Consider the following 25,674-nt stretch of genomic DNA (forward strand, 5'->3'; position numbering starts at 1 on the left):
TACTTCCGGCCTTCTGGGCCGCCTCGACCCGGGCCTTCCACCTCTCATTACCCAGCAGCCAGTCAAAAGAGTTGGTCTGCAGAGCAAGGAGGTCCGGGACTTCGAGCGGCTCCTTGATGCGCGCGAAAGAGACGCGACGGGGACCAGTGGAGACGGCGGAGGCGTTGCGCGAGGCTGCCAACAGATGTCCTTCCGAGGGAACGCGGCGGACTGACGACACGCACGCCAGACGACATCAGACCCGATACGGAGGAGCGGGATGCCGAGGGCAGGTGCGGAAGGGCAGCATAAACCAAAACGCAGACAAATGTCCACACGTATTATGAGTGTCAACCTCGATCCCGTAGTCAGGATCGCATGCCCGCGTACAAATCGTCAAGCTGCACGTCCAAAACGTACCCGACTGGCGGCCCCACCGCTGCCCTGTCTGCTCATATCCTGCGGCACACCTTTTGCCGCCAACCTGCGCTGGGGCGTTGGGCGGACGGTTCAGAGCCAGGTGGTGCCGAGCCAGGCGGTTGCTGCGGCGGCTGCCAGCAGGGCGATGTTGAGTCCGATCTCCCGGACCTCGCCACGGTTCAGGTGGACCACGATGCCGCCGATCTGGATCAGAACGAGGCCGATCGCCGCGGCGATGGCGAGCCCGACCGCGATCCCGGTCAGCGGCGGCAGGATCAGGCCGGCCGCGCCGAGGACCTCCAGCACTCCGATCAGCCGGACGAGCGGCATGGGAACGGTGTCGACCCAGCCCATCATCGGCTGGAGCTGCTCCTGGCTCTGGGTGACCTTCTTGCCTCCGGCGTAGAGGTAGAAGACGGCCAGGAGTGCCGCCACGATCCAGTAGGAAATCTCCATGTAGCGCACCTCGGAGGCTAGTGACGTGGCGCTGGCCACGATGGTTCTCAACCGTAAGTAGCCTCATCATGCGTCACTATTGAAGGCCTTACAAAAGGCACATGCGTGTGCGTTACACACAGAGGGTTGTCATGTCTGAGTACGAGCACACCTGCATGATCCGTGGAGACGGAGGACGGACGATCCGCGCCATCCTCGACCGCATCTGCAACAAGTGGACGTTGCTGATCGTGGCGACCCTCGATCAGGGAAGCCTGCGCTTCACCGACCTGCACCAGCAGATCCCAGGGATCTCCCAGCGCATGCTGACCCTGACGCTCCGGAACCTAGAACGCGACGGCCTGGTCTCCCGGACGGTCTACGCCGAGGTCCCGCCACGGGTCGAATACGCGCTGACTCCCACCGGCAAGAGCCTCATCCCACCAGCATTGGCCCTCGCCAGCTGGGCCATCGAGCACGTTCCGCACATCGAGTCCAGCCGAGAGGCCTACGAGACCCGAAACCAATGACCCAATGCCCTCGAGCCTCTCGTCGACGTGGTGATCTTCCCCGGGACAGGGCCCCTACGACATGATCTCGGGCATGGCCGAAGCCGCGGCCAGGGGGGTGGGGTTTCATGCGTGGCGCCCATGGCCACGGGTGATGAAGGCTGGCGAGTCGACGACGGCTCCTCGGGATCTTGCGGCCAAAACCTCGTCGGTAAGCCAGGAGGCAGGCATGGAAGCAGTGACGGGCATTGGCGGAGTGTTCTTTCGCGCCCACGATCCGGAGCGGCTCAACCGCTGGTACGCCACTCACCTGGGCGTCGAGCTGGCCCCGGAGTCCTATGACGTGTCCTCGTGGTGGCAGCAGCCCGGGCCGACTGTCTTTGCCGCCATGTCGGCCGATTCCGAGCACTTCGGCGGTCCTGCGCATTCATGGTCGATCAACTTTCGGGTAGCCGACCTCGACGCCATGGTCGGCCAGCTGCGTGGCGCCGACATCGAGGTCGAGGTCGACTCCACGGAGTACCCCAACGGAAGATTCGCCAACCTGCGGGACCCTGAGGGCAACGCCATCCAACTCTGGCAGCCCGCCGGGGCGGACCTGCGCGGGCCGGCCTGAGCCCCGTCGCGAATCCGCCCTGGTGGCCTGGCCAGGGCCGGCTCATGTGTGGTGGCCGCGTCGACCCGGCACACGAGGTCGAGCATGCGGGTTGCGTTCGAGATCTTGTTCGGGCGATGCTGGTCCGACCCCGCAGCCAACACTGGCGACGACACTGTGGTGGGTCATGGATGTGATCAGCACCGGCGAGGTCCCGGCGGGAGAGCGGTTCGCCTTCTGGCGCGAGGTGAGCGCGAAGCTGTGGGTGCCTTTCGATTTGCGTTGCGAACCGCAGGTGGAGAGCCGGTTCCAGGCTCGGGCAGGTATCAGCGAGTTCGGGGTCATGCAGGCGACGTTGACGACCACGACGCCGCACTTGGTGCAGCGCACGCCCAAGCTCATCCGCCAGGCAGATCCCGAGGTGTTCAAACTGGCTTGTATCCTGCGCGGCCACGGCCTCATGACCAACGCTGACCGGCGCGGGAATCTCCGCATGGGGGATCTGGCTCTGTTCGACTCCTCGAGTCCCTACCTGGTCGAGCACGCGCCTGATGCTGGGCCGATTCAGTTCCTGCTCTTACGGTTTCCGCGTTCGTTGCTGCCGTTTCCGGCGCGGGACCTGCGGCGGTTGAGCGCGGTGCGTATCCCGGGCGAGCGGGGTGTTGGCGCGCTGTGTTCACAGTTTCTGCTGCAGCTGGCCCGGCACATGCACGAACTCAGTCCTGCCGACACCGCCCGGCTGTCCACCCTGACGCTCGAAGTGCTGACCGCGGCGCTGGCCAACGCGCTGGAAGCCGAGAATGTGGTGCCACCCCACACCAGGCGGCGAGCGCTGATGGCCCATATCCACGCCTTCATCCAGGCACACCTCGGCGATGCACAATTGACCCCGGACGCGATCGCCGCAGCCCATAACATCTCCCTGCGTTACCTGCAGAAGCTGTTCCAGCAGGACGGGCACACCGTCTCCGGCTGGGTCCGCGAGCACCGCCTGGAGCAGTGCCGGCGCGACCTGGCCAACCCCCATCTGGCCGCCAGCCCGATCAACGCGATCGCGGCCCGGTGGGGGTTCGCCAGCCCCGCTCATTTCAGCCAGGCTTTCCGCAGCGCCTACGGCCTCTCACCGCGCCAATTCCGCCAGCAGTGCGCAACAGTACGCCCGGACTAGACATGTGTACGCATACTCGTGACGACCACCCCTGTCTGCATTTTTGTGTTGCCTGAAGCGTCAGCTCTGGCTGGTTGCGGGGGCGGGTGCTGGCTCGGGTTGCTGCGGAGGGGTCTCGGCGCGTTCGTTCAGATGCGGGAGTACGCGGTCGAGCCAGCGGGGTAGCCACCAGTTGGCGTGCCCCAAGAGGGCCATGGCCGCAGGTGCTAGGACCATCCGGACGATCGTGGCGTCGAGCAGGATCGCCGTTGACAGGCCCAGGCCCAGCATCTTCACCAGCGGGGACGGATGGGCGACGAAGCCGAGGAAGACCACCGTCATGATCAGGGCGGCGGAGGTGATCACTCGGCCGGTGCCTGCCAGGCCGCGGGCGACCGATTCGGTGCTGTCCCTGGTGGTGTCGTAGTTCTCGCGGATGCGGGAGAGCAGGAACACCTCGTAGTCCATGGACAGGCCGAAGAGGACGGCGAAGAAGATCGTGGGCAGCGGTGAGGCGATCAGGTACGTACCGTCCAGGCCGAACAGGTCCGCGAACCATCCCCACTGGAACACCGCGACCACGACGCCGTACGCGGCGCCGATCGAGAGCAGGTTCATGACGGCGGCCTTCAGCGGTACCACGACGGCGCGGAACAGCACCATCAGCAGCAGGAACGAGGCTGCCAGGACCGCGACGATGAAGATCGGAAGGGTCTTGTCGAGCTGCCGGGTGAGGTCGTCGGTCATGGCGGTCATGCCGGAGACGGCGACGTTGGGTGGGACCAGGGCGCGAACGCGTTCCAGGGTTTGGGAGGTCTTTGGATCTGCGGGAGCGCCGGTGGGGATCGCGGGTAGGACGATCGCGTCCCCTTGGGGTGAGGTGCGCGGCGAGCCCACAGTGGCGATGCCGGGATCTGCGGCGAGACGTTCGGACAGTTCGGGGATGGTCTGCGCAGTCACGCCCGGGCGGCGCAGGTCGGCGACGAGGAGCAGCGGGGCGTTGTGGCCAGGGCCGAAGCCCTCGGCCAGCAGGTCGTAGGCGCGGCGGTGAGTGGTGCTCGTCCTGTCGTCGCCCGCGTCCGGGTAGCCGGTCTGCATCCACAGCGCCGGGGCGGCCAGCGTGAGCAGCAGCGCCGACGCGCCGAGCAGGTACGGCCATGGGCGGCCGGAAACGCGATGGGCCAGGCGCCACCATGCCCCGTCCTCGGGTCGCTTGGCGGGTGAGCGGCGGCGAACGATGCGTCCGGAGTCGATGCGGTCGCCGAGCAGGGACAGAATCGCGGGCAGCAGGGTGAGGGCGGTGGCCACGGCAAAGAGCACTACCAGTGCGGTGCTGAGACCGATCGAGGCCAGCAGTCCCAAGCCCGTCAGCAGCAGCGCCGACATCGCCACGATGACGGCGCCGCCAGCGAACAGGACCGACGAGCCCGCCGCTGCCATGGCGTTCGACAGCGCGGTGCGGTTGTCCTGACCGGACGTACGGTTCTCGTGGTAGCGGGCCACGATGAACAAGGCGTAGTCGATGCCGACGCCCAGGCCGATCAGCGCTGCGACACTCGGCGCAGCGCTCGTGACGTCCATCGCATGGGCCAGCAGCACGATGCCCGCCAGTCCGGTGGCCACCGTGATCAGAGCGATCGCGATCGGCACCAACGCGGCGACGATCGTTCCGAACACGACGAGCAACACGACCAGCGCGGCCAGCAGACCGGCCACCTCGGTGCCCGAGGTCTCGGTCTCGCCGTTGATGAACGCGGCGTCACCGCCGACCTCCGCGGCCGCGCCGGCGGTCCGCGCCGGCTCCAGCGCGTCGCTGATGGCCTTGATCGGTTCCGGACCGAGCCCGGCTGACGGACGATCGAAGGTGATCTCGGCGTAGCCGATGCGGCCATCGGGCGACACCGTGCCGGCGGCGAAGGGGTCGGCCACGGCGGCTACGCGCTCCGCATCGGCGATCCGGGCGAGGGCCGCCTGGATGGCGGGCCGGTAACGGTCGAGCCGTTCCCCGTCCGGTGCCGCGAAGACCGCCTTCGCGCTGCCACCGGCCGCCTGAGGAAAGCGCTCTTCCAGGAGCTCCATCGCGCGCTCGCTCTGACTGCCCGGGGCGACGAGGTCGTCGGCGAACTTTCCGCCGACAGTGCCCGCCAAGCCGATGACCAGGACGGCCAAGACCGTCCAAAGCCCGATCGTGACCCATGGTCGGCGGGCGCTGGCGTCGCCGATGCGACGGATGACGCGATGCATGACGGTGCTCCTTCGGGGGGCCGGATGCGGCGGCGGATGCGTCGGCGGGTGCGCCGACTGGGCGGTCGTCAACAACCGTGCTCGCCGAGGCCGGCTCAGTCGCCCGCCCCTCGGTGGAACGGACCTCCCCCGCGAGAAGGGTCGTGCGTCATGGTGGGGTGCCGTTCTCCCCCGTCCAGCAGCGGATGGCCGCTCCGCCTCGGGACGGATGACCGGTGTGCCCGTTCCCGCATACGGTGGCTCCGCGCCCGCCGACAAGTCGCGGAGGGCTACCACATCTCGCATCGTGGAGCGCCGGTGAACCGCACGACGTCGCCAATCCGGCCGCCGACCGGGGCCGGGGCTGGGGCCGGGACCGGCCTCGCAGCCGGTTCCGGGACCGGCTCCGGGGTCGGCTCTCGGAGGTTTCGGGGCCCTTTCACCCGCTGGCCCCGCGCCACGGACGCCGTCCTCGCGGTCCTGGCCTTCCTCGTGTTCGTGCTGGTGCAGGACGGGCATGGCGATGATCTGGTCTTCCGCCCCCTCCGCGACCTCAACCTCGCGGCCCTGCCGGTCTTCACCGCAGCCGCTGCGGCTCTGTACTGGCGCCGCCGCGCACCCCTGGCCGCGCTGAGCGTCACCTTGATCGCCTGGGCGCTCTTGCTGCCGACCACGCGCACGCTCATCGGCGTTCCAGTGCTTGTCGCGCTGTACAGCGCCGGGCGGTATTCGTCCGAGGAACATTCTCTCCCGGCAGACCTGTTCCGCCCGAGCTCATGGCGTGGCACTGCGGGTGTCGCGGCGGCCGTCGCCCTGGTCACCATCGACCTGCATACCGATGCCGCGCCGTGGGGTGAGTCCGTCTTCGGCATCGTCGTCATGGTGGGGATGTGGTACATCGGGCGCGGTCTCCGGCTGCGCGATCGCCATGCCGCCCGGATCCTGGACGAACAGGCCGCCGAGGCCAGTCGCATCGTGGCGGAGGAACGGACGCGCATCGCCCGCGAGCTGCACGATGTGGTCGCCCATCGGGTGAGCGTCATGACCGTTCAAGCGGGGGCGGCCAAGGCGATGGCAGAGCATGCCGCCGACGGTCCGATACCGGAGCAGGCACTGCGGGCGATGGGAGCGGTAGAGGAGGAAGGACGCCAGGCGCTGGCCGAGCTGCGCCACCTGCTCGGTGTCCTGCGTCCCGACAACGGTTCGGATGGGCCGGAGCCTCAGCCCGGTCTCGCCGACATCCCCCGGCTCGCCGATCAGATCCGCGGGACGGGCATCGCGGTGACACTGTCGATGGACGGGTTGTCCTCGGGGCTGCCCGCCCGCGTGGACTTGTTCGCCTACCGCATCGTCCAGGAGGCGCTGACCAACGTACTCAAGCACGCCGGGCCCGGCGCCCAAGCCGAGGTGCGACTCAGCAGCCGGCGAGTGGGCACCGGGAACGAGATCGTCATCGAAGTGCGCGACGACGGACGCGGAACCACCGCACTCCCCCGCACAGGCGACGCCCAGAACGGCACGAGAGGCCACGGCCTCGTGGGGATGCGGGAACGGGCACTACTGTTGGGCGGCACCCTCGACGCCGGGCCGCACCCGGCCGGCGGTTTCGAAGTCGTCGCCCACCTGCCCACCGGAGGGGAGCCCGTGTGAGCATCCGTGTCGCCATCGTGGATGACCAGGCTCTGGTTCGCGGCGGCTTCGCCATGATCCTGCAGATCCACGACGACATCGAGGTCGTCGCCGAGGCCGGGACCGGCACCGAGGCGATCGAGGTGGCGCGCCGGCATCGGCCCGACGTGATCCTCATGGACATCCGGATGCCCGGCATGGACGGCCTGGAGGCCACCGAGCGGATCCTGGCCGAGTCCGACAGGACGGTCCGGGTGCTCATCCTGACCACGTTCGACCCCGACGAGTACGTCTACCGGGCGATGCACGCCGGTGCCAGCGGCTTCGTGCTCAAGGACATCCCGCCCGACCAGCTCGCGACCGCCGTCCGCACCGTCGCCGACGGCGGGGCCCTGCTGGCGCCGTCGATCACCCGGCGGCTCATCGGCCGGTTCGCCCAGCGCCTCACCGTCAACACCGCCGTCGCCGGCCGCCTGGAACGCCTCACCGACCGCGAACGCGAGGTGATGGCCGCCGTCGCCCGCGGTTCCAGCAACTCCGAGATCGCCAGAGAGCTCTTCATCGGACCCGCGACCGTCAAGACGCACGTGTCAGGCATCCTCGCCAAACTCGGCCTCCGCGACCGCGCCCAGATCGTGATCTTCGCGTACGAAAGCGGGCTCATCGAGGCCGGCGAACGCGACATCGGCCACTGAGCCACACCACCGGCGCCGACGGCTCAGCCCTCAACGGTCTCGTCCGCGTGGCTTTCGGGCAGTTTCCGGGACTCGACGCCGTCCCGAGGCAAGACGCCGTCCCGAGGCTCGACGTCGTTCTGGGGCTCGACGTCGTCCCGAGGCTCGACGTCGTTCCGAGGCCCGACGTCCTTCCGAGACGCGGCGCCGGGCAGTGCTGCGAGGAGGATGGCGCCGAGCACTAGAAGGACGGCGGTGACGGTGAGCGCGAAGGAGAAGCCTTCCGTCGCGGCGTGCCGGATGCCGACCGAGTCGACCAGGTCGTCGCTACGGCGCGTGGCCAAGGTGACCAGGATCGCCAGTCCCACGGCGCCGCCGACCTGCTGAAAGGTGGTGAAGACGGCCGAGCCGAGACCTGCGTTCTCCCCGGTGGTGCCGCTGACCGCGGCGATCGTCAGCGCGGGCAGGCTCAGGCCGCACCCGAAAGCGGTGACGAGCATGCCGGGCAGTACTCCCGCGGCGTAGCCGTCGCCCGGCTCGACACCTGCCAGGAGAAACAGCCCGGCCGCGCTGATCAGGAACGCGACGACAAGCGTCCTGCGCACACCCACCCTGATCGCCGCGCGCGAGGAAAGCCACATCCCGGCAAGGATGCCGGCGCCGTACGGCAGATACGCGGCACCGGCCGTGAGCGGCTTGTAGCCCAGCACGGTCTGCAGGTGCAGCATCAGCAGGAACGCCATCGAGTAAAAGCCAGCCGAGAACAAGAGAGTTGCGGCATTGGCCACGGCGCGCGTCCGGCTGGCCAGAAACGACAGCGGCACGAGGGGTTCGGGGCTGCGTGCCTCGACCACGATGAACGCGGCGGCCAAGACGAGGGCGAGGACGAGCGGCAGCCACTGCTCCTGCAGCAGCCCGTAGACCAGCGACAACAGCGCACCGGTGCCCAGGGCCGCTCCGGGCACGTCCAGGCGGCCGGGGCGGTGACCGGCCCGGCTCTCGGACACCAGGCGCGGCAGCAGGACGAGGGCCGCGGCGGCGACCGGCAGGTTGATCAGGAAGATCCACCGCCAGGATGCGAGGCCCGTCAGCGCACCGGACACCATCAGCCCCGTCGTGCCGCCCAGCGCCGCGATGCCGCCCCATACGCCGAGCACCTTGGCGCGCTCTTCGGACCCGGGGAACAACAGAGTGATCAGCGACAGCGCGGCGGGCCCGGCCATGGCCGCACCCGCACCCTGGACGAACCGGCCGGCGATGAGCTGCCAGGGCTCCTGCGCCAGCCCGCAGGCGAGGCTCGCCAAGCCGAACAGACCCACGCCCATCAAGAACACACGTCTGCGCCCCAGCAAGTCAGCCACCCGGCCGAACAGCAACAGCAGACCGCCGAACGCGAGGAAATAGGCGTTCACGACCCAGGTCAGACCCGCCGCACCGAAACCGAGGTCGTCCCGGAGACTGGGGAGTGCGACGTTCACCACGGTGTCGTCCAGAACGAGCATGAACTGCACGAAGCACAGCACCACTAGCGCGCCACGGCGCCGCCCAGTGGCCTGGGTTGATGTAGGCATGCGGACGACGCTAGGCAACCGCTCATGATGACCTCAAGACGCTACAAGGCCATGGAATATCGCATTGAGGCCATACCCTGAATCCCATGACTGATGAGTTCGCCGTCCCGGCCGGGGTCGGAGCGATCGTCGTCGGGAGCTTCCCGCTGACCACAGGGGAATGGATCCCCCCGCACAGCCACTCCCATCATCAATTGGCCTGGACACGACAGGGCGTGCTGGGCGTCGCCATCGATGACGACTACTGGGTCCTGCCACCCACCCGGGCCCTCTGGCTGCCCGCGGGAGTCGTCCACGGGACCGGCGCGACCCGCGACGCGGTGCTGCTGGGCCTCTACTTCGACCCAGAACGTTGCGACCTCGACTGGTCCGAACCCACGCCGGTCGCGGTCGACGGGTTGCTGGCCCACCTGATCGGCTACCTCGCCCGCGAGGACCTGGCCGACGACGCGCGCCTGCGCGCCGAGGCGGTCGTCGTGGACCTGCTGCGCCCGCTGCCAGCCACGCCCATCGACGTTCCCCAGCCCGTCGACGAACGCGTCCGCGCCGTAGCCGACGCGCTGATCGCCGACCCCGCAGACCCCCGAAGCCTTGAGGCCCACGCACGGGCCATCGGCGTGAGCCGGCGGACCCTGACGAGGCTGTTCGTCCACGACACCGGCATGGCCTTCGACCGCTGGCGCACCCACGCGCGGCTGAGGGCAGCACTTCCCATGCTCGCGGAGGGCCAGCCAGTCTCACGGGTCGCGCACGCCGTGGGATACGCAACACCGAGCGCGTTCCTCACAGTGTTCCGTCGCACCGTGGGCACCACCCCTAAGCGCTACCTGACCGGCTGGGGTGGTGAGGCCAACCGAGCCAACTGAGCCGCGCAGGTCGGCGTCTGCCAGAGCGGTCTGGTCCAACTGTGCACCCTCGAGGATGGCATTGACCAACCCCAAAGCTGCATCCCGATCTCGTTAGTCGAAGGTGATCGCGCCTAGGTCTCGGAAGACCTTGGCGAGGCTGCGGATGGCAGGGGTCTCGGCATCGGTCCGCCAGACCAGGCCCCAGCTGATGGGGCGGGCGTCCCGAATGGGCAGGTAGGCGATGTCGGGACGCGCGTTGTAGCGGATAGCCGACCACTGAACCGTTTGAATGGCTTGGCCATCGGCGACCACCGTGGCCATGTCCTCCCAGGTCGTGATCAGGGTGTTGCGCGGGACTGCGTGACCTCTGGGGGTGCTGAAGGGGACCGCGGTGTTCTCCCAGTAGTCGGGCAGGGCGACCGACGGCCCGCACACGCCGTAGTCGCCGAGTACATCGAGGCAGACTTGACCGCGCTCGACCAGTTCATGGTCGGCGGCCACCATCAGGGCCCGGGGTTCGGTCCAGACAAGGGGGCCGGCGGTGAGGTCGGGTTCCTCGACGGGAAACCAGGCGACCAGGACGTCGATCGCGCCGCTGCGGAGCGGTTTGAACGGTTCGACGAACAGGTTGTGCCGGATTTGCAGGCCCCACTGGGGGTGCCGGGCGCGGAAGGCCTCCCAGAACGGTCGCAGGTCGTGGGCAAAGCTGGGGATCATGCCGATGCGGAGCACGCTGGTCTTGCCCTCAGCGGCCAGGCTGGCTCTTTTGATGCTGTCATGCAGCTCTCGGTAGACCGGCTGGAGGTCGCCTCTGAGCTGCTCGCCGACCGCCGTGAGCCGCACGGAACGGTTGGTGCGTTCGAACAGCAGAGCCCCGATCCCGCGTTCCTGCTTCTTGATCGACTGGCTGACCCTGCCCTGCGTCAGGTGCAGCCGCTCGGCGGTCCGCCCGAAGTGCAGCTCCTCCGCGAGCGTCAGGAAGATCTCGATATCGCGAAGCTCCACACATGCACCTTTCGGGCGATTAGCGAAAGTAATGGCACGCTACTTGACCTGGCGTTGTTCCGGCAGTGATCTCACAGCACGCTTGGGGGCATCCGAACCACCCGTGCGGGGGTGGCCGATATCGAGAACGGATCTCACGATGGATGCTCGCTTGAACCTGTTCGGCAGCCCAGTCGTCTCCCATCTGCGCGACGCGCTCACCCCCGGCCGTTCCCCCACTGGCAGTGAGGTGTCGGCTCGCTGGGCTCGCTCATGGCCGGTTCTCCTGTCCGATCGCTTCGACTTCACGCACAAGACGCCGGTCCCCGCCGCTTTGTGACACCGGTGAGCGGTGGCGCACGTCACGGGCCGCGGCTGTCACGGAGAGCGGATGACCGACGTCTGGTGTTCGTCATAGCCGCGGGAACGATCCGGGCGGCACCCACTACAACGAGTGAGGCCCAAGTCATGGCATCCACGAAGGCGCAGGCCCCGGGCGGGCACGTCGCGCCGATGCGCCGCGCTGTTCTTCACCGGGTTGGCGCAGCTCATGATCGTTCTCGACGCCACCCTCGTGAACATCGCGCTGCCGTTGCTCCAGCGGAACCTGGGGATCTCCAGGGCGCCACCATTACCTGACGTCCGGGCCGCACTTGGCTCACCGCGCCACCGCGCCACCGCGCCACCGTGCCAAGCGCTGCGCGCGGCGGACGGGCCCACCTCCCACTCACTCTCGCGACCGGTCCTGCTCCGGCGCTGATTCTGCATGCCCTTTTGAGAGGAATCCATGAGTACGAATGCTGCACAGGCGGTATCCGCTGACGGGAGCGGCGGTGGCGTGCCGGATGCGCGTCAGCTGCGCGCAATCCTGATCGCCGTCTCGATGGCGCTGATGGCCGTCATCGCGTCAGTGGCCGGGCTGATCGTCGCCCAGACGGAGATGGCCGTCGAGTTCGACGCCTCGCAGGACACGGTCCTGTGGATCATCAACATCTACACCCTCGCCCTGGCCGCGCTGTTGCTGCCGCTCGGCGCGATCGGTGACCGCTTGGGCCGCAAGCCCATGCTGATCGCCGGGCTGGCCGTCTTCGGCGTCGCGAGCATTGCGGCGGCCGTAGCCCCGAATGCTGAGGTGATGCTTGCCGCGCGTTTGGCCGGCGGTGTCGGCGCAGCAATGATCATGCCCATCACCTTGGCCGTCATCACCTCCACCTTCCCCGAGGAGCAGCGCGGCAAGGCGATCGGCGTGTGGACCGGCGTCGCCGGCGGCGGCGGCGTCCTGGGCATGTTCCTGTCCGCCCTTCTCGTCGACGTCGCCGACTGGCGCTGGCTGTTCGTCCTGCCCGTAGCCCTGGTCGTCGTGGCTCTGGCCCTGACGCTGAAGTCGGTTCCCAACTCCCGCGAGCGCTCCGCCCACGCGTTCGACACCGTCGGCGCACTGGCATCCACCGTCGCCGTTGCCGGCCTCGTCTTCGTCCTGCAGGAGGGACCCGAGCGCGGCTGGACCGCACCCGTAACGCTGATCGGCCTCGCCGTCGGCCTCATCGCCACGGCCGGTTTCGTGTCCTGGGAGCTGCACCGCCGGGACGCCGCGCTGCTGGACGTACGCCTGTTCCGTGAGCGCGGCCTGTCCGGCGGCTCGATCACGCTGGTCGTGGTCTTCGGTGTCCAGGCGGGTATCCAAGTGGTCCTCTTCCCGTTCCTGCAGGCCGTGCTCGGCTGGTCGGGGCTGCTGTCCGCGGCGGCGCTGATGCCCCTGGCCGTCGCGATGATTCTGTCCTCCAACCTGGCCCCCACGATGGCCGCGCGGATCGGCGCCCGCCCGACCATGGCCGTGGGAATCGCGCTGACGGGCGTCAGCCTGGCGCTCATGGCCCTGTTCGTCTCCGTCGACGGCGGCTACCTGTCGATCCTGCCCGGCATCATTGTCATGGGCATCGGCATGGGCCTGTCCATGGTGCCCTCCACCGAGGCCATCACCGGCTCCCTGCCGCGCGAGAAGCAAGGCGTCGCCTCCGCCCTCAACGACGTCACCCGCGAATTCGGCACCGCACTCGGCGTCGCCATGCTCGGCGCAATCCTGACGGCCGGCTACCGCAACACCATCGACGACAGGCTGGATGGCATCCCCAAGGGGACCGCGGACACCGCACGGGACGGCATCGCCAACGCACTCCAGGCCTCGGGCAGCGCCGGCCCACACGCACAGAACCTGATCCACGCCGCACAGCAGTCCTACATCGACGGATGGCAGCAGTCCATGTGGGTAGGCGTCGCCGTCATGGGTGTGCTGTTCGTCTACATCGCCCTCCGCGGCCCGAAGAACGCCACCCCCGCGCCTGCGTCGGACGAGGCAGAGCCTGCATCGGACCAGGCACCCGAGACCGTCGCCGCCCTATGACCGCATACGTGGCTGGCCGAGTCGCGGCGTCCTGCCCGGGCCCGGTTCGACACCCCCGATCTACCTGCAGCGCGTCGGCACCTACCAGCCCGCCCAACGACGATCCGCACGGCACCCGATCCTGACCGGTGCCGCGAGTGAGGAGCAAGTCATGGAGTCCCGTTTCGACCTGATGGCCAATCAGCTCGGCGCCCAGATCGCCAAGCGGATCTACAACGTCGGCCTGGTCATCCAGCAGTCGCCGCTGCCCCAGGCCACCCAGGACCTGGTGATGCTGCGCGCCAGCCAGATCAACGGCTGCGGCCTCTGCGTCGACATCCACACCAAGGACACCGCTGCCGCCGGCGAAACCGCGGTCCGCATCAACCTGGTCGCCGCCTGGCGCGAATCCACCGTGTTCACCGACGCCGAACGGGCCGCGCTGGCGCTCACCGAGGAGGGCACCCGGCTCGCCGACACCCACCACGGCGTGTCGGATCAGACCTGGGCCCAGGTACGCGAGCACTACGACGACGACCAGACCGCCGCGCTGGTCTCCCTGATCGCCATGATCAACGCCAACAACCGGCTCAACGTGATCGTGCGCAACCCGGGCGGCTCCTACCAGCCCGGTCAGTTCGCCGGCCTGGCGAACTGACCGGCAGACCAGCACCTGCCGATCCGAACCCCTTCGATCCGAACCCGGCTGCGCACCTTGGTGTGACGAGCTGGAACCACCACATAGGAGAACCACATGACCACGACCCGCCCGGAGCCGACCTCGGCGCTGATCACCGGAGGCAACAAGGGACTCGGCCTGGAGACCGCCCGCCGGCTCGGAGAACAAGGCTGGACGATCTTTCTCGGCTCACGTGACCCTGGACGAGGACGAACAGCCGCCGACCAGCTGACCGCCCGCGGCGTCAACGTGACCGTGATCCCGCTGGACGTGACCTCGGACCAGTCCGTGGCCGACGCCGTAGGCCTCGTCCGCCAGCACACCGACCGGCTGGACGTACTCGTCAACAACGCAGGCGCCTCTGGCAACATCGTCGCCCCCGCGGAGGTAACAGTCGAGGAAGTTCACTCCGTCTACAACACCAACGTCTACGGGCCGATCAGGGTCACCAACGCGTTCCTTCCCCTGCTCCGGGTGGCCGACAACCCGCGCGTGGTGATGGTGTCCAGCGCCATCGGATCCATGACGATCGCGACCGACCCCACGCAGCCCCCCGCCAAATTCCACGAGCTCGCCTACAGCTCCTCCAAAGCAGCACTGAACATGATCACCATCAGGTACGCCAAAGCCCTCCCGGAGATCAAATTCAACCTCCTCACACCCGGAGAAGTCGCCAACCACAAGTACACCGCCACCGACATCAACCATCACACCGGCCAGCTGACGGTCACCGAGGGCTCGGATCCGATCATCGAGCTCGCGACCATCGACGCCGACGGACCGACCGCGACCTTCATCGATCGCCTCGGCCCCGTTCCCTGGTAACCGCACACGCAACCACCCCCGCGGTCGACACCGAAGACCGCGGGGCCCACGTGCCACATCTCGAAGCCACCCCAAGCCCCCGGCACCCAACAACGAACTGGCGCAACCGATCGTCAACCGCTCACCCGATCAACAACCAACCACTCTGGACACCAGGAAAACCGCATGAATGTCGCACTGTGGATCGTTGCCGGATTGCTGGCCGTGGCCTTCCTGGTCAGCAGCGCCAAGCTGTTCGTGCCCAAGGAGACGATGGCCGGCTTGAGCGCCGCAAGCCGATGGGTCGAAGACTTCAGCCCTGGCGCTCTCAAGATCATCGCAGGCCTCGAGCTCCTGGCCGCGGTGGGACTGATCCTGCCCGCCGTGCTCGACATCGCGCCGGTTCTCGTTCCGTTGGCTGCCACAGGGGCGGTGCTGCTGTTCGTTGGCGCGATCATCACACGCCTCCGTCGTGGCGAGAGGGCAACGGCCGTGGGCGACGGGGTCTATCTCGCTCTGGCCGCCTTCGTGGCGTGGGGCCGCTTCTTCGGTGCCGAGTCCTTCGTCGGCTGAGCAGCCCCGATAAGAACTCCTGGGAGAGCACGCCAGCCTGTGGACAGCGGTCACGTTATACGCCAGCCACTTCTTGTACCAGTCGACCGCGGTGGTCAGGGCACCGCCGTTGACGGTGGCACCATTCTCAACGGGTGGCGGTTACGGTGCGGTCAGCTGTTCGTCGGTTTCGTTCGGCAGGTGTACGGGCGTCACCGTTACGGGTTGCTCGCCTTGTGAACGCAGGCCTAGCCAGATGAGGAGTGCGCTCGCGAGTGTCACGACCACGTTGACGGTCAGTGCCAGGTGGAGACCGGTCAGCTCGGCGCTCTGCGTGGCGGCGACGGCGCTCAGGATCGGGATGCCGACGGTGATGGCCACTTGCTGGGTCATCGAGGTCAGGCCCGTGGCCAGGCCCTGCTCATCGTTCGGCAGTCCCGAGGTCCCGGTAACGGTGAAGGCCACGATCGCGGTGACGTGCCCGAAGAACCCGACGAACAGCGCGGGGATCAGGATCGCCAGGGAGATGCGGCCGGTGCCGAGGAACACCAGGGGAACGGTCGCCAGGCCTTGCACGGCCACGCCCGCGACCAGGACCGTTCGGCTGCTGAAGCGTCCGATGAGACGCCCGGCGATGACCCCGGCGGCCACCGCCGCCAGGCCCGGGACGCCCAGGATCAGGCCGGTGGCCAGCGGTGAGAGATCCAGCGTCCGCTGGAGGTACAGCGTGGTCAGGAAGATCATGGCGGGCTCCATCGTGAAGATCACGAGCCCGGCGTAGTTGCCCCACTTCACGGTGGGGCGCTTGAGGATGCGCAGCGGAGCCAGGGGTGCCGCGGAGCGCAGTTCGATCATCCAGAACGCGGCCAGCAGCAGCACGCCCACGACGGCCGCGATGGGATTCCTCTCGATGATCGCGTAGTTGGCCGCCAGCAGGCCGCCGGTGACGGTCACCGCTCCGGGCAGGTCCAGCCTCACCCGGTCGGGCGTCCTGCTCTCGCTGATCAGGGCGGGCGTGAGCAGCAGGATCATGACGGCGACGGGGACGTTGATGAAGAACGCGGCGCGCCAGCTGAGCAACCCGACCAGGGCGCCGCCGATCAGCGCGCCGACGGTGAAGCCGCCAGAGAGCAGCGCGCCGTTCAGGCCCAGGACGCGCTCGCGCATGGCACCTTCGGCGAACGTGGTGGTGAGGAGCGACAGGCTCGCCGGAATGGTCATCGCGGTGGCCAGCCCCTGCAGGGCCCGGGCGGTCAGGAGCATCTCGGGATTGGACGCAAAACCGCCGAGCAGCGAGGCCCCGGTCAGCACCACCATGCCGGACAGGAACAGCCGTCGGCGACCGAACAGGTCGGCCATCCGGCCGAACACCAGGGTGAAGCCGGCCGCGGGCAGCGCGTAGGCGGAGGCGATCCAGGCGAGCCCGGTGTCCTCCAGCCCGACGCCCGCGCCGACCTCGGGGAGCGCGACGTTCAGGATGGAGAAGTCGACCGACAACATGAACCCGGCACCAAGCAGGAGGAGCAGGATCAACAGCTGTCGGCGGTCAAGGGATGGCGGAGAGGACGTTTCCATAACCACGAGACGGTTCCCTTCGGCAAGAACCCGGTGATGCCTAACGGATGCCGGGGCGGAACGCTCCGGCATCCGGTTTGAGGGCAGGCTGAATCACACTCCCGACCGGAGCGGGCGACGCCGCCGCCGTCAGGGCAGGCTGAACGCATCCCTGGTACGAAGGCGCCGGAAAAGCTGGAGTATTAGCGCGAGTCTCGCTCTGCGGCCTCGGCGAGACGCTTGATCCTGGCCAGCCGGCGATCCCAGTCGGTCGCGAGCGCAGTCATCCACTGAGCCGTCGCGGTCAGCGCTGCGGGCCGGACTGTGTACCGCACCTCGCGTCCGACGCGGCGGCCGCAGACCAGCCCGGCGGCTTCCAGCACGCCGAGGTGTTTGACGATCGCCTGCCGCGAGACGGGGAGGCGTTCGGCGAGCGTCGTCGCCGAGGCCTCACCTTGTGCGGAGAGCACGTCGAGCAGCCGGCGCCGCGTCGGGTCTGCCATCGCGGCGAGGACGTCGTCGACCTCGACGGCGCCGTGTTCGTCGGTCACACGGACGACTCCTCGGCGTGCTTCTTGACCGCCTCGAACACCTGGCACCAGCCGCTGGTGTTGTCCTTGACCCCCTGGGCGCGCACTTCGGCGGAGGCTGCCAGCGTCGCGAACCCGCTCTCGACCACGCGGAGCCGCGTCTTGTCACCCTCGGCGGTGAGGGTGAACTCCACGAGGGTGCTGTTGTCCTCGCGCAGTTCCTGCTTTCCTTCTTCGCGGACCGTGCTCGCCCAGCGGTACGCGAGGTACGTCGGCGGCTGGACCTTCTCCACCCGTACCGGGAAGTCGCCGTATTCGGGATTGGTCGCGACCATCGTCTCTCCCTCCCTGGCCTCGCCCTCGGCAAGCATCGACTCCTCGGAGACCCAGAACCCGGGAACGGCCACCAGCGACCACACCCGCTCCAGGGAGGCCTCGATCAGGGTCTCACGTTCAATGCGGTCGGCGTTCATGAGCTGACTCCTTCGTTGTGACTTTTGGCGCAACCTCAGAGTTGCACAATGGTTCCCCAAGTGCAACCCACTGGTTGCACCTGGGGAGGGCGGCGATGATCGACCGATGAAGAATGAGGCGGTTGTCGCAGCGGGCCGCACTGCAGCTCCTGCAAGTGCCACCTCTGCGCGGTCAACCACGATTCACCCCATGCCACGGCCTGCGGACCGCTGTCCCACGACGCTGCCCACGATTCGTGGTGACTCGCCGTGGCTGTGGGGGTTCCGGGGCTCGCAACCGGGTGAGCGGCTTCGGGCAAGAGGTGGCGACGGATCTTCGTTGCTACCCACGGAGTGAGATGAGATGGAAAAGAACGGTGTCGGCTGTGGCCGTCACTGTGCTGGCTGGTGCCGCAACCCACGTTCCGGCCTCGGCGGTGGGGCGGCAGCAGGCCGCGCGGGCCGGGGTGGGGGGCGTCGGCGAGGTGACGCTCGTGACCGGCGACGTCGTACGGGTGCGGGGGAAAGGCTCGGCGGCCGTCGTGCTGGGCGTCCGGCCCGGCAAGGGACGTGAGAGAACGACGTTCCAGCGGCTCACGGTAGGCGGGCACCGCTACGTCATTCCCTCCGACGCGGCGCCGCTGGTCGGGCAGGGCAGGATCGACCGGCGGTTCTTCGACGTCGGCTTGCTGAGCGGCGAGGGATACGGTGACTCACGCCGCGGCGACATCCCGATGATCGTGCAGCGGGGCAAGGGACGCATGGCGGTCGCGGGGACCACCAAGACCGTCGCACTGCCGGCGCTCGGCATGGATGCCCTGCATGTGGAGAAGAAGAACGCCGGAACGGCCTGGGCCTCGCTCACGGCGAACGGCCTGCGCTCCAGCGGCGCGGTCGCCCGGGTCTGGCTCGACGGCAGGCGCCAGGCGCGACTCGACAAGAGCGTCAAGCAAATCGGCGCCCCCGCCGCGTGGAAGCGAGGGTGGGACGGCAAGGGCAGCACCGTCGCCGTCCTGGACACCGGGTACGACGCGGGCCATCCCGACCTCAAGGCCGTCGTCGCCCAGTCACGGGGCTTCACTGGCCAGGGCGCAAAGGACGTGCAGGACAGGAACGGCCACGGCACCCATGTGGCGTCCACCGTGGCGGGATCGGGAGCGGCCTCAAAGGGCCGGTTCCGCGGGGTGGCGCCCGGCGCGAGGATCGCGGCGGGCAAGGTCCTCGACGACGACGGGAGCGGCTACGACTCGTGGGTCCTCGCCGGAATGGAGTGGGCGGCCACCCAGGTGAAGGCCAAAGTCGTCAACATGAGCCTGGGCGGTAGGGACATCCAGGGCATCGACCCGCTGGAGCAGGCGGTCAACACGCTCACGGCCCGTACCGGGACGCTGTTCGTCGTCAGCGCGGGCAACGACGGCCCGGGCCAGCACACCCTGGGCAGTCCGGGCAGCGCGGACTCCGCGCTCACCGTGGGCGCGGTGGGCAGGAACGACTCGCTCGCCGAGTTCTCCGCCGAGGGGCCACGGCTGGGCGACTACGGGGTGAAGCCCGACATCACCGCCCCCGGCGTGGGCATCGTCGCTGCCCGGGCCAAGAACACCCAAGTCGACCAGCCCTACGACGAGAACTACGCGAGGGCGTCGGGTACCTCCATGGCGGCGCCGCATGTCGCGGGTGCGGCGGCGATCCTGGCCGCGCGGCACCCCAAGTGGCCGGCGGCGCGGCTCAAGGCGGCGCTCATGAACGCGGCCAAGCCCACCAAGGGAGCGTCGGCCTACCGCCAGGGCGCCGGACGCCTCGACGTCGCCCGGGCCGTCGGCCAGTCCGTGGTGAGCACCGAGGGCACGCTGCTGGAGATCCAGCGGTATCCGCACGCCAAGACCACCCACCGCACGATCACCTACGAGAACTCGGGCGCCAAGCCGGTGAGGCTGGCGTTGCGGGTGGACGCGCCCAAGAAGGTGTTCCGCCTGGACGGCTCAACCGTGACCGTGCCCGCCAAGGGCAGGGCCGCCGTGCGGATCGCCATCGGCGGGCCGGGCGCGCCGCAGGGCGCCCACAGCGGCACGGTCGTCGCGACCTCGGGCACCACGGTGGTCCGCACGGTGATCGGAGCCTTTCTCGAACCGAAGGCCCACAATGTCACTTTCAAGGCCATCGACCACGATGGCAAGGACGCCGGTGAACTGCTCGTCCTGCATGACCAGAATTCCTTGTTCAACGAGTTCGTCTTCACCGACGGGACCACGAAGTACCGTTTCCCGGCGGGCCGCTACAACCTCTTCGGCACGATCGCGACGGCGACCAAGCCCGATGGATGCTCCGACAGCACGCTCGCGCACACGCCTGTCGCATTGACCAAAGACCGTTCCGTGGTGGTGGATTCACGCGCCGCCAAAAAATCCGTCAGCGTGTCGATCGACGATCCCTCGGTCGAAATGCAGGAGGTCTACGACTTCGGTTTCGGATACGTCAACGGCGCCGTTCAGTACGAATGGAACCCGGAGACCAACTGCCCCCCGTCCCACCGCTACGTTCTGCCCGTCAAGCAGCGTGGCCTCGCCTACTACGTCCACACCAGTTGGCGGAAGAAAGGCGCGACGCCGGATGTCCCCGGGCCGTACCGGTACGAGGTCTACGACTACCGGCGCGGTGAGTTTCCGAAGGACCCGTCGTACAAGGCCCGTGTCGCCGACATGACGACGGTCCAGGCCACCGTGCGCGGGCTCGGGGCCCCGTCGCGCTCGGACCTCTATGTCGGTGCGGCCTTCCCCGAGATCACCTCTCCGTGGATCACGGGGGACCGGGTGAACGCCCCGGGCACAACTACGCTTCGCCTCACGCGCAATCCCCTTTTCCGGTGGCATTCCATTTTGGAGCAAGAGGGAATGTTCGTGAATTACGCCCCCCTGACCTTCGCGGGCGCGGCCCACCGGGTGACGTTCGGATCGGCCGTCGTCGGCCCGGCGCTGAAAGAGCCGCTTCCGGTCGGGTTCGAGCCGGAGCAGCGCGCCATACGCACCGGTGACGTCATTCACTACTCGCCGGGCGGCTTCTTCAGCGAGTCGGGCCACGGGGCCTTTGGAGATGGCCCTGCCCAAGGAAGCCTCGTACTGAGGTCGGGCGGGAAGGTCATCAAGAAAGCCTCGTTCGAGTCCTACGACCTGACCGCCGCCGTTCCGGCGGGTGCTGCCGAATACGAACTCACCGCCGACGCCAAACGGAGCGAATCCGGCGCGAAACTGTCCACCAAGGTCACAGCCGTTTGGAGGTTCCGGTCCGGGCGCACGAAGGGGGTCAAGCCGTTGCCCCTGCGCGTCGTTCATTTCGCGCCACAGGGACTCGACAATCTCAACCGGGCGGCCGCGGGCAGGCCGACCGTCGTCTCGCTATGGGCGGAGAGCAATGACGGATCCGCCACCAAGGGCATGACCGTGGAGGCGTCCTTCGACCGGGGCCGCACCTGGCGGAGGGTCCCAGTGAAGCGGGCCGGTGACCGCTGGACGATGACCGTTGCCGGCGCACCGGCGGGAACGGTGTCCCTGCGCGCCGTGGCGACGGGCCCGGCCGGCTCGTCGGTCACCCAGACCGTCCTCGACGCATACGCGGTCGGCGCCCGGTCCTGATCAGAGGTGGGGGCCGGAGAACCCTTCGGGACGCTCTTCGGCCTCCACCACGCCGGACAGCCGTGGGTCAATCCGCCTGCGGCTGGGTGCGTCGGGCATAGGCGCGGGCGGCGCGCGCGCGGTCGCCGCAGCGGGTGGAGCACCAATGGCGGCGGCCGTGGCGTAGCAGGTAGCGGTTGCAGGGGGTGGAACCGCAGGCGGTGAGGCGCTCCGCGTCGGGGTGCGTGAGGAGGTCGGCCGCGTTCGCTGCGAGGGTGGCCAAAGCGTGGTCCATGACCTCGTTGATGGGATGCGGGGCCGCGCGGTAGGGGCCCTCCTTCTCGTCCCACTGGAGCAGGGCGGCCGTGGGGACCCTGCGCAGCGCGTCGTTGACGGCGGCCAGAGCCCCGGGCAGGGCGGGAATCCCGGCAACGCGTGCGGCGAACAATGCCCGGAGGTGTTCGCGCAGTGAGCGCAACTGCGTCGTGCACATCTCCTGCAGTCCGGCGTCGGCTGGGGCGAGCCCGCGTTCCGCGAGCCACTCGTTCGTCCCCTTGGGAGTGCCGAGGAGGTCGATGAACTGCCCACCGGGCAATGCGATGGCGCTGTTGACGAAGTCGAGGGCGACGTACTCGTCCGCCCCCGGTGCGGGCGGCAACACAGGCTCGGCGGTCATGACTCTCATGGTACGGGTTGCGCTCATCCGTGAGAAACAACTACGGTCACTTCACGGATAGACATGCCTTCATCCGTGAGGAGATTTGTTGTGGCTTCTGCTGAGCAGTTCCCGGTCCGCGTCTTCGGCGGCCCGACCGCCCTCTTCGAATATGGCGGGCTGAGGTTCATCACCGACCCGACCTTCGACGCTCCGGGCGATTACGAGGAGAACGGCCGCAAGATCCTGACCAAGACCGCGCCGCCTTCTGGCAGCCCCGACGACCTCGGCCGCATCGACGTGGTCCTGCTCTCCCACGACGAACACCCCGACAACCTCGACAACTCCGGCCGAGCCCTGCTCGCCGACGTTCCCCTCACCCTCACCACACCCGGCGGCGGGGAGCGTCTGGGGGCCGTGGGGCTGGCCGACTGGGAGTCGATTGATCTGGACCGGCCGGGTGGCGGCACGATCACCGTGACGGGCGTGCCCGCCGTCCACGGGCCCGGCAAGCGCGAGGAGGTCGAACCGATCACCGGCCAGGTCGTCGGATTCGTCCTGACCGGGGAGGGCCTGCCCACGGTCTACGTCAGCGGCGACAACGCCTCGCTCGACGCGGTCAAGGAGATCGCCGAACGCTTCGGACCGGTGGACACCGCCATCCTCTTCGCCGGAGCTCCCCGCATCCCCGTCCTGTGGGACGGCTCGCTGCTCGTCATTGACAGCGTCCAGGCCGCCGAAGCCGCCCGCATCCTGGGCGCTCGCCGGGTGGTTCCCGTCCATTACGACAGCTGGGCCCACTTCACCGAGGGCCGCGACGAGCTGGTGGCCGCCTTCGCCGACGCCGGCCTGATTGACCGCCTAGACCTGGGCTGACCGGCTAGACCCGGGCTGACCGGCTGGTTGGCCGTCTAGACCTGGGCTGACGGGCGCTGACTGCCAAACATGCCGCAGGCGCTGGCTCCCACGCTGAGAACGGGACAACGCGCCCGGCCACAGGGATAACGCACCCGGCCACAGTCGCGAGCGCCGGAGCGCAAGCGCCTGTGTCACAACTGACGGAAGGCTTCCAGCCGATCTTGCGCATGCATAGATGATCTGTATATAAAGATGGCATGAGCAAGACGATGCAGGAGCCGACCTTCCTGATCCTGACCGCGCTGGCGGACGGCGCGCAGCACGGGTACGGGATCATCTCCGATGTCGAACAGATCTCTGCCGGCCGGACCCGGCTGCGTGCCGGCACGCTGTACGCCGCGCTGGACCGGCTGGAGGCCGAAGGGCTGATCGCCCCCGACCGCGAGGAGGTCGTGGACGGCCGGCTGCGCCGCTACTACCGGCTCACCGAGGACGGCGCCGCCGCGCTCGCCGCCGAGGTCGACGCGTTGCGCCGCCGTACGGAGGCCGCTGCCCGCCGCCTGGCCGCCTTCCCGCGCCGGGGCGGCGGCACCGTCCCGGCGTTCGCCGCCCACTTCCCGAGGGGACTTCGTTGAGCACGATCGAGGATCGTTACCGCCGCCTACTGGCCTGGTATCCAGCCGACCACCGCGCGGCGCACGAGCAAGAAATGCTGGACGTCCTGCTGTCGGCGGTGCGCCCCGGACAGACCCGGCCCTCGGTCGCCGACACCGCTGACCTGCTCTACGGGGCCATCCGGATCAGGCTGCGTCACGCCACCGGCGGCGACACCGGGTCGGCCTGGCCAGGAGCGCTCGCCATCACCGGATTCCTGGCGACGCTGATGTTGCTGGCCGACGGTGTGCGGTTCGCCCTCAACGCACCGAAATTGGCAGTGGTCGTCGCAGAGGACCTGAAGGACGGCGACTCCTTGCCTCAGACGCTGGCCGCCTACTTCGGCACCGGCCCGTACTGGCTGGCGTGGGCCGCCATCGCGTTCCTGGCCTGGCGCGGCTCACGCCGCCCCGCCGCGCTCGCCGCCTGCGCGGTGACCGCCGCCCAGATCGTCCTCGCGCTCTACGGGACTGGGTTTTCGCACCTTCCGTGGGCCACGCTCGCGGCCTCACTGGCGGGCGTCCCGCTGCCGCTGGCGCTGCTGGCCACCGCGTCCCTGATCGCCTCCCCCGGCCTGCGCCACGGGGCCCGCCTGCTGGGCCGCCGCCGCCTCGCCGCCACGGCGGCCATGGCGACCCTCCTCATCGCGCTCACCTCGTCGCCCCTTTTCACTCTGATCTACCAAGGAGACCTCGGCCCGTTGAGATTCGACGACGTCGACACGTTGACCGCGTTCTCGCAAGAGTGGAAGAGCCTGACACTGGCCACCGTCCTCGCGGTCGCTGTGTTCATCACCGCCGCACTGTCGCGCACCCATCAGGGCCGCCGGGCCTGCGCCCTGCTGGCGCTTGCCGGCGCACCCCTCATCGTCGGACTTTCCGACATCGAGCCATTCGGCGACTACCCGTTCCTCTCCGGCCTGTTGGCGGAGAGCCTGATCGGTTTTGCCCTGGTCATGCTCTGCGTCCATCTCGTGGAACTCCCCTCCAGAAGCCGGACACGCAACCGCGGACAAACCCCGGCCTGATCGCCGACGGGCAGGTCTTCGCCGCCGCGGGCCGCTGTCGTCCGGAGACGTTAGAAGCTTCCAAACCCGCCGGAGTCGCCAACGCCATAGCTGCTGTGGTGGCCGGTCCCTCGTTCGCGCTGTTCGAGGCGTTCGCGGCTGCGGCGGGTCGGCACCGGGAACCGCCGGTTCGTGCACCAGGCAGTGGGCCCCCGGTTCGGCTGCTCCCACGGACCGACGGCCGCCCACCATTCGGTGAACGTGAGCGGATGACCTGCCGCAGCGCAGTCAGCACCCACCGCCCGTTTCGTAGCGGCGTTCCAGCGCACCGTCGTGATCCCCCACTCGTACAGTTCATCGCCGAGCACATCCAGGCGCGACGGCCCGTGGGCCTTGTCGTTCTTCCGCAGCGTCCGGGCCCCTGGTACGTCGTACCGGAACAACCGGGCGACGGTTCGTCCTTTCCGCACCCAGCCCCACACCTGGCGGTGGGCGATGGCGGTGAGCCGCTCCTGCCGCTCCCGGGCCATCGCCGCGGCACGTTCCCGGACGGCGCGGACCCCTGCTACCCGAGCGAGGATCTCCTCCCGCACCGGCTGGTACCGCTCCCAGGCCTGATCCTGGAGCGCCGCACGTTCGTTGGCCCGTGCCTCTAGCTCAGCCCGATACCCAGGCAGCCAGCGGACTTCCGCAAGCCGCCGACCGCGCCGCCACCAAGGCCGATCGAACGGACGGTTCAATGCGGCGTCAGCGTGTGCGAGGTCCTCTTCGAGTTGCCGGCGGGCGGCCACCCAGCGCTCGCGTTCGTCGTCGGTACCGGGCACCCGTTCGGTGCCCCATGTCTGACCCTCGTCGGGCCGTACCGTGACTACGTAGCTGCCAGCCAATACGGGCGCGACCTCGATCGTTCCCTCTTCCGCTTTGACCAAGG

Annotated in this window: 25 protein-coding genes; 15 read left to right on the forward strand and 10 right to left on the reverse strand. The window is 68.6% G+C overall.

Annotated elements, in window-relative coordinates; translation table 11 throughout:
* Nucleotides 1-181 (reverse strand): hypothetical protein (locus ACH34W_RS40600; protein ID WP_395966522.1); only part of this gene is annotated, 181 nt, incomplete at its 3' end.
* 308 nt (nt 182-489) lie between these two features.
* Nucleotides 490-855 carry a DoxX family protein gene (locus ACH34W_RS40605; protein WP_395966523.1) on the reverse strand — a complete coding sequence of 122 codons (366 nt, stop codon included), beginning with the start codon at nt 853-855 and terminating at the stop codon, nt 490-492.
* A 131-nt stretch (nt 856-986) separates the two neighbouring features.
* Between ACH34W_RS40605 and ACH34W_RS40610 the strand changes: the two genes are divergently transcribed.
* From ACH34W_RS40610 to ACH34W_RS40620, 3 genes are all read left to right on the forward strand, one after another.
* The gene (locus ACH34W_RS40610) at nt 987-1,364 is read left to right on the forward strand and encodes a winged helix-turn-helix transcriptional regulator (protein WP_395966524.1); all 378 of its coding nucleotides are present in this window, start codon (nt 987-989) and stop codon (nt 1,362-1,364) included.
* A gap of 208 nt (nt 1,365-1,572) precedes the next feature.
* Entirely contained in the window at nt 1,573-1,959 is a 387-nt protein-coding gene (locus tag ACH34W_RS40615) for a VOC family protein (protein WP_395966525.1), read from the forward strand.
* Between the two features lie 166 nt (nt 1,960-2,125).
* Nucleotides 2,126-3,106: a helix-turn-helix domain-containing protein gene (locus ACH34W_RS40620; RefSeq protein ID WP_395966526.1), complete on the forward strand. Its 981-nt coding sequence runs from the start codon at nt 2,126-2,128 to the stop codon at nt 3,104-3,106.
* Nucleotides 3,107-3,166: 60 nt separating this feature from the next.
* Here the strand turns inward: ACH34W_RS40620 and ACH34W_RS40625 are convergent, their stop codons facing one another.
* Nucleotides 3,167-5,329: an MMPL family transporter gene (locus ACH34W_RS40625; protein WP_395966527.1), complete on the reverse strand. Its 2,163-nt coding sequence runs from the start codon at nt 5,327-5,329 to the stop codon at nt 3,167-3,169.
* A gap of 297 nt (nt 5,330-5,626) precedes the next feature.
* On the opposite strand from ACH34W_RS40625, the gene ACH34W_RS40630 reads away from it, so the two are divergent.
* Both ACH34W_RS40630 and ACH34W_RS40635 read left to right on the forward strand, forming a co-directional pair.
* A complete protein-coding gene (locus ACH34W_RS40630; RefSeq protein ID WP_395966528.1) occupies nt 5,627-6,958 on the forward strand; it encodes a sensor histidine kinase in 1,332 nt (443 codons plus the stop codon).
* Nucleotides 6,955-7,632 carry a response regulator gene (locus ACH34W_RS40635; protein WP_395966529.1) on the forward strand — a complete coding sequence of 226 codons (678 nt, stop codon included), beginning with the start codon at nt 6,955-6,957 and terminating at the stop codon, nt 7,630-7,632. The genes ACH34W_RS40630 and ACH34W_RS40635 overlap by 4 nt, the downstream gene beginning before the upstream one ends.
* A 23-nt stretch (nt 7,633-7,655) precedes the next feature.
* Here the strand turns inward: ACH34W_RS40635 and ACH34W_RS40640 are convergent, their stop codons facing one another.
* Complete coding sequence (locus tag ACH34W_RS40640; RefSeq protein ID WP_395966530.1) at nt 7,656-9,182, reverse strand: MFS transporter; 1,527 nt, start codon at nt 9,180-9,182, stop codon at nt 7,656-7,658.
* 86 nt (nt 9,183-9,268) lie between these two features.
* On the opposite strand from ACH34W_RS40640, the gene ACH34W_RS40645 reads away from it, so the two are divergent.
* Entirely contained in the window at nt 9,269-10,048 is a 780-nt protein-coding gene (locus tag ACH34W_RS40645; RefSeq protein ID WP_395966531.1) for an AraC family transcriptional regulator, read from the forward strand.
* A gap of 93 nt (nt 10,049-10,141) precedes the next feature.
* On the opposite strand, the gene ACH34W_RS40650 is transcribed toward ACH34W_RS40645, so the two are convergent.
* Nucleotides 10,142-11,035, reverse strand: a complete 894-nt coding sequence (locus tag ACH34W_RS40650; RefSeq protein WP_395966532.1) for a LysR family transcriptional regulator — start codon at nt 11,033-11,035, stop codon at nt 10,142-10,144.
* Between the two features lie 139 nt (nt 11,036-11,174).
* Here ACH34W_RS40650 and ACH34W_RS40655 point away from each other — a divergent pair, with 139 nt between their 5' ends.
* From ACH34W_RS40655 to ACH34W_RS40675, 5 genes are all read left to right on the forward strand, one after another.
* Nucleotides 11,175-11,354 carry a hypothetical protein gene (locus ACH34W_RS40655; RefSeq protein ID WP_395966533.1) on the forward strand — a complete coding sequence of 60 codons (180 nt, stop codon included), beginning with the start codon at nt 11,175-11,177 and terminating at the stop codon, nt 11,352-11,354.
* Nucleotides 11,355-11,852: 498 nt separating this feature from the next.
* Nucleotides 11,853-13,415, forward strand: a complete 1,563-nt coding sequence (locus ACH34W_RS40660; RefSeq protein WP_395966534.1) for an MFS transporter — start codon at nt 11,853-11,855, stop codon at nt 13,413-13,415.
* 151 nt (nt 13,416-13,566) lie between these two features.
* A complete protein-coding gene (locus ACH34W_RS40665; RefSeq protein WP_395966535.1) occupies nt 13,567-14,052 on the forward strand; it encodes a carboxymuconolactone decarboxylase family protein in 486 nt (161 codons plus the stop codon).
* Between the two features lie 96 nt (nt 14,053-14,148).
* On the forward strand, nt 14,149-14,898 hold the full coding sequence (locus tag ACH34W_RS40670) for an SDR family NAD(P)-dependent oxidoreductase (RefSeq protein ID WP_395966536.1): 750 nt from the start codon (nt 14,149-14,151) through the stop codon (nt 14,896-14,898).
* Nucleotides 14,899-15,063: 165 nt separating this feature from the next.
* Nucleotides 15,064-15,450 (forward strand): DoxX family protein, encoded by a 387-nt coding sequence (locus tag ACH34W_RS40675; protein WP_395966537.1) that lies wholly within the window; start codon nt 15,064-15,066, stop codon nt 15,448-15,450.
* 141 nt (nt 15,451-15,591) lie between these two features.
* Here the strand turns inward: ACH34W_RS40675 and ACH34W_RS40680 are convergent, their stop codons facing one another.
* From ACH34W_RS40680 to ACH34W_RS40690, 3 genes are all read right to left on the reverse strand, one after another.
* Entirely contained in the window at nt 15,592-17,004 is a 1,413-nt protein-coding gene (locus tag ACH34W_RS40680) for an MFS transporter (protein WP_395966538.1), read from the reverse strand.
* Between the two features lie 182 nt (nt 17,005-17,186).
* Nucleotides 17,187-17,534 (reverse strand): ArsR/SmtB family transcription factor, encoded by a 348-nt coding sequence (locus tag ACH34W_RS40685; RefSeq protein WP_395966539.1) that lies wholly within the window; start codon nt 17,532-17,534, stop codon nt 17,187-17,189.
* The gene (locus ACH34W_RS40690) at nt 17,531-17,986 is read right to left on the reverse strand and encodes an SRPBCC domain-containing protein (protein WP_395966540.1); all 456 of its coding nucleotides are present in this window, start codon (nt 17,984-17,986) and stop codon (nt 17,531-17,533) included. The genes ACH34W_RS40685 and ACH34W_RS40690 overlap by 4 nt, the downstream gene beginning before the upstream one ends.
* Nucleotides 17,987-18,324: 338 nt before the next feature.
* Between ACH34W_RS40690 and ACH34W_RS40695 the strand changes: the two genes are divergently transcribed.
* Nucleotides 18,325-21,591 carry a S8 family serine peptidase gene (locus tag ACH34W_RS40695; RefSeq protein WP_395966541.1) on the forward strand — a complete coding sequence of 1,089 codons (3,267 nt, stop codon included), beginning with the start codon at nt 18,325-18,327 and terminating at the stop codon, nt 21,589-21,591.
* A gap of 67 nt (nt 21,592-21,658) precedes the next feature.
* Here ACH34W_RS40695 and ACH34W_RS40700 read toward each other — a convergent pair whose 3' ends face one another.
* On the reverse strand, nt 21,659-22,246 hold the full coding sequence (locus ACH34W_RS40700) for a CGNR zinc finger domain-containing protein (RefSeq protein WP_395966542.1): 588 nt from the start codon (nt 22,244-22,246) through the stop codon (nt 21,659-21,661).
* A gap of 90 nt (nt 22,247-22,336) precedes the next feature.
* On the opposite strand from ACH34W_RS40700, the gene ACH34W_RS40705 reads away from it, so the two are divergent.
* From ACH34W_RS40705 to ACH34W_RS40715, 3 genes are all read left to right on the forward strand, one after another.
* Nucleotides 22,337-23,101 (forward strand): MBL fold metallo-hydrolase, encoded by a 765-nt coding sequence (locus ACH34W_RS40705; RefSeq protein WP_395966543.1) that lies wholly within the window; start codon nt 22,337-22,339, stop codon nt 23,099-23,101.
* A 239-nt stretch (nt 23,102-23,340) separates the two neighbouring features.
* The gene (locus ACH34W_RS40710) at nt 23,341-23,718 is read left to right on the forward strand and encodes a PadR family transcriptional regulator (protein WP_395966544.1); all 378 of its coding nucleotides are present in this window, start codon (nt 23,341-23,343) and stop codon (nt 23,716-23,718) included.
* The gene (locus ACH34W_RS40715) at nt 23,715-24,764 is read left to right on the forward strand and encodes a hypothetical protein (protein ID WP_395966545.1); all 1,050 of its coding nucleotides are present in this window, start codon (nt 23,715-23,717) and stop codon (nt 24,762-24,764) included. Before ACH34W_RS40710 ends, ACH34W_RS40715 begins: the two co-directional genes overlap by 4 nt.
* A 50-nt stretch (nt 24,765-24,814) precedes the next feature.
* On the opposite strand, the gene ACH34W_RS40720 is transcribed toward ACH34W_RS40715, so the two are convergent.
* Nucleotides 24,815-25,672, reverse strand: a complete 858-nt coding sequence (locus ACH34W_RS40720; RefSeq protein ID WP_395966546.1) for a hypothetical protein — start codon at nt 25,670-25,672, stop codon at nt 24,815-24,817.
* Between the last annotated feature and the right edge of the window lie 2 nt (nt 25,673-25,674).

The organism is Actinomadura sp. 6N118 (assembly GCF_044326415.1).
Lineage (GTDB): Bacteria > Actinomycetota > Actinomycetes > Streptosporangiales > Streptosporangiaceae > Spirillospora.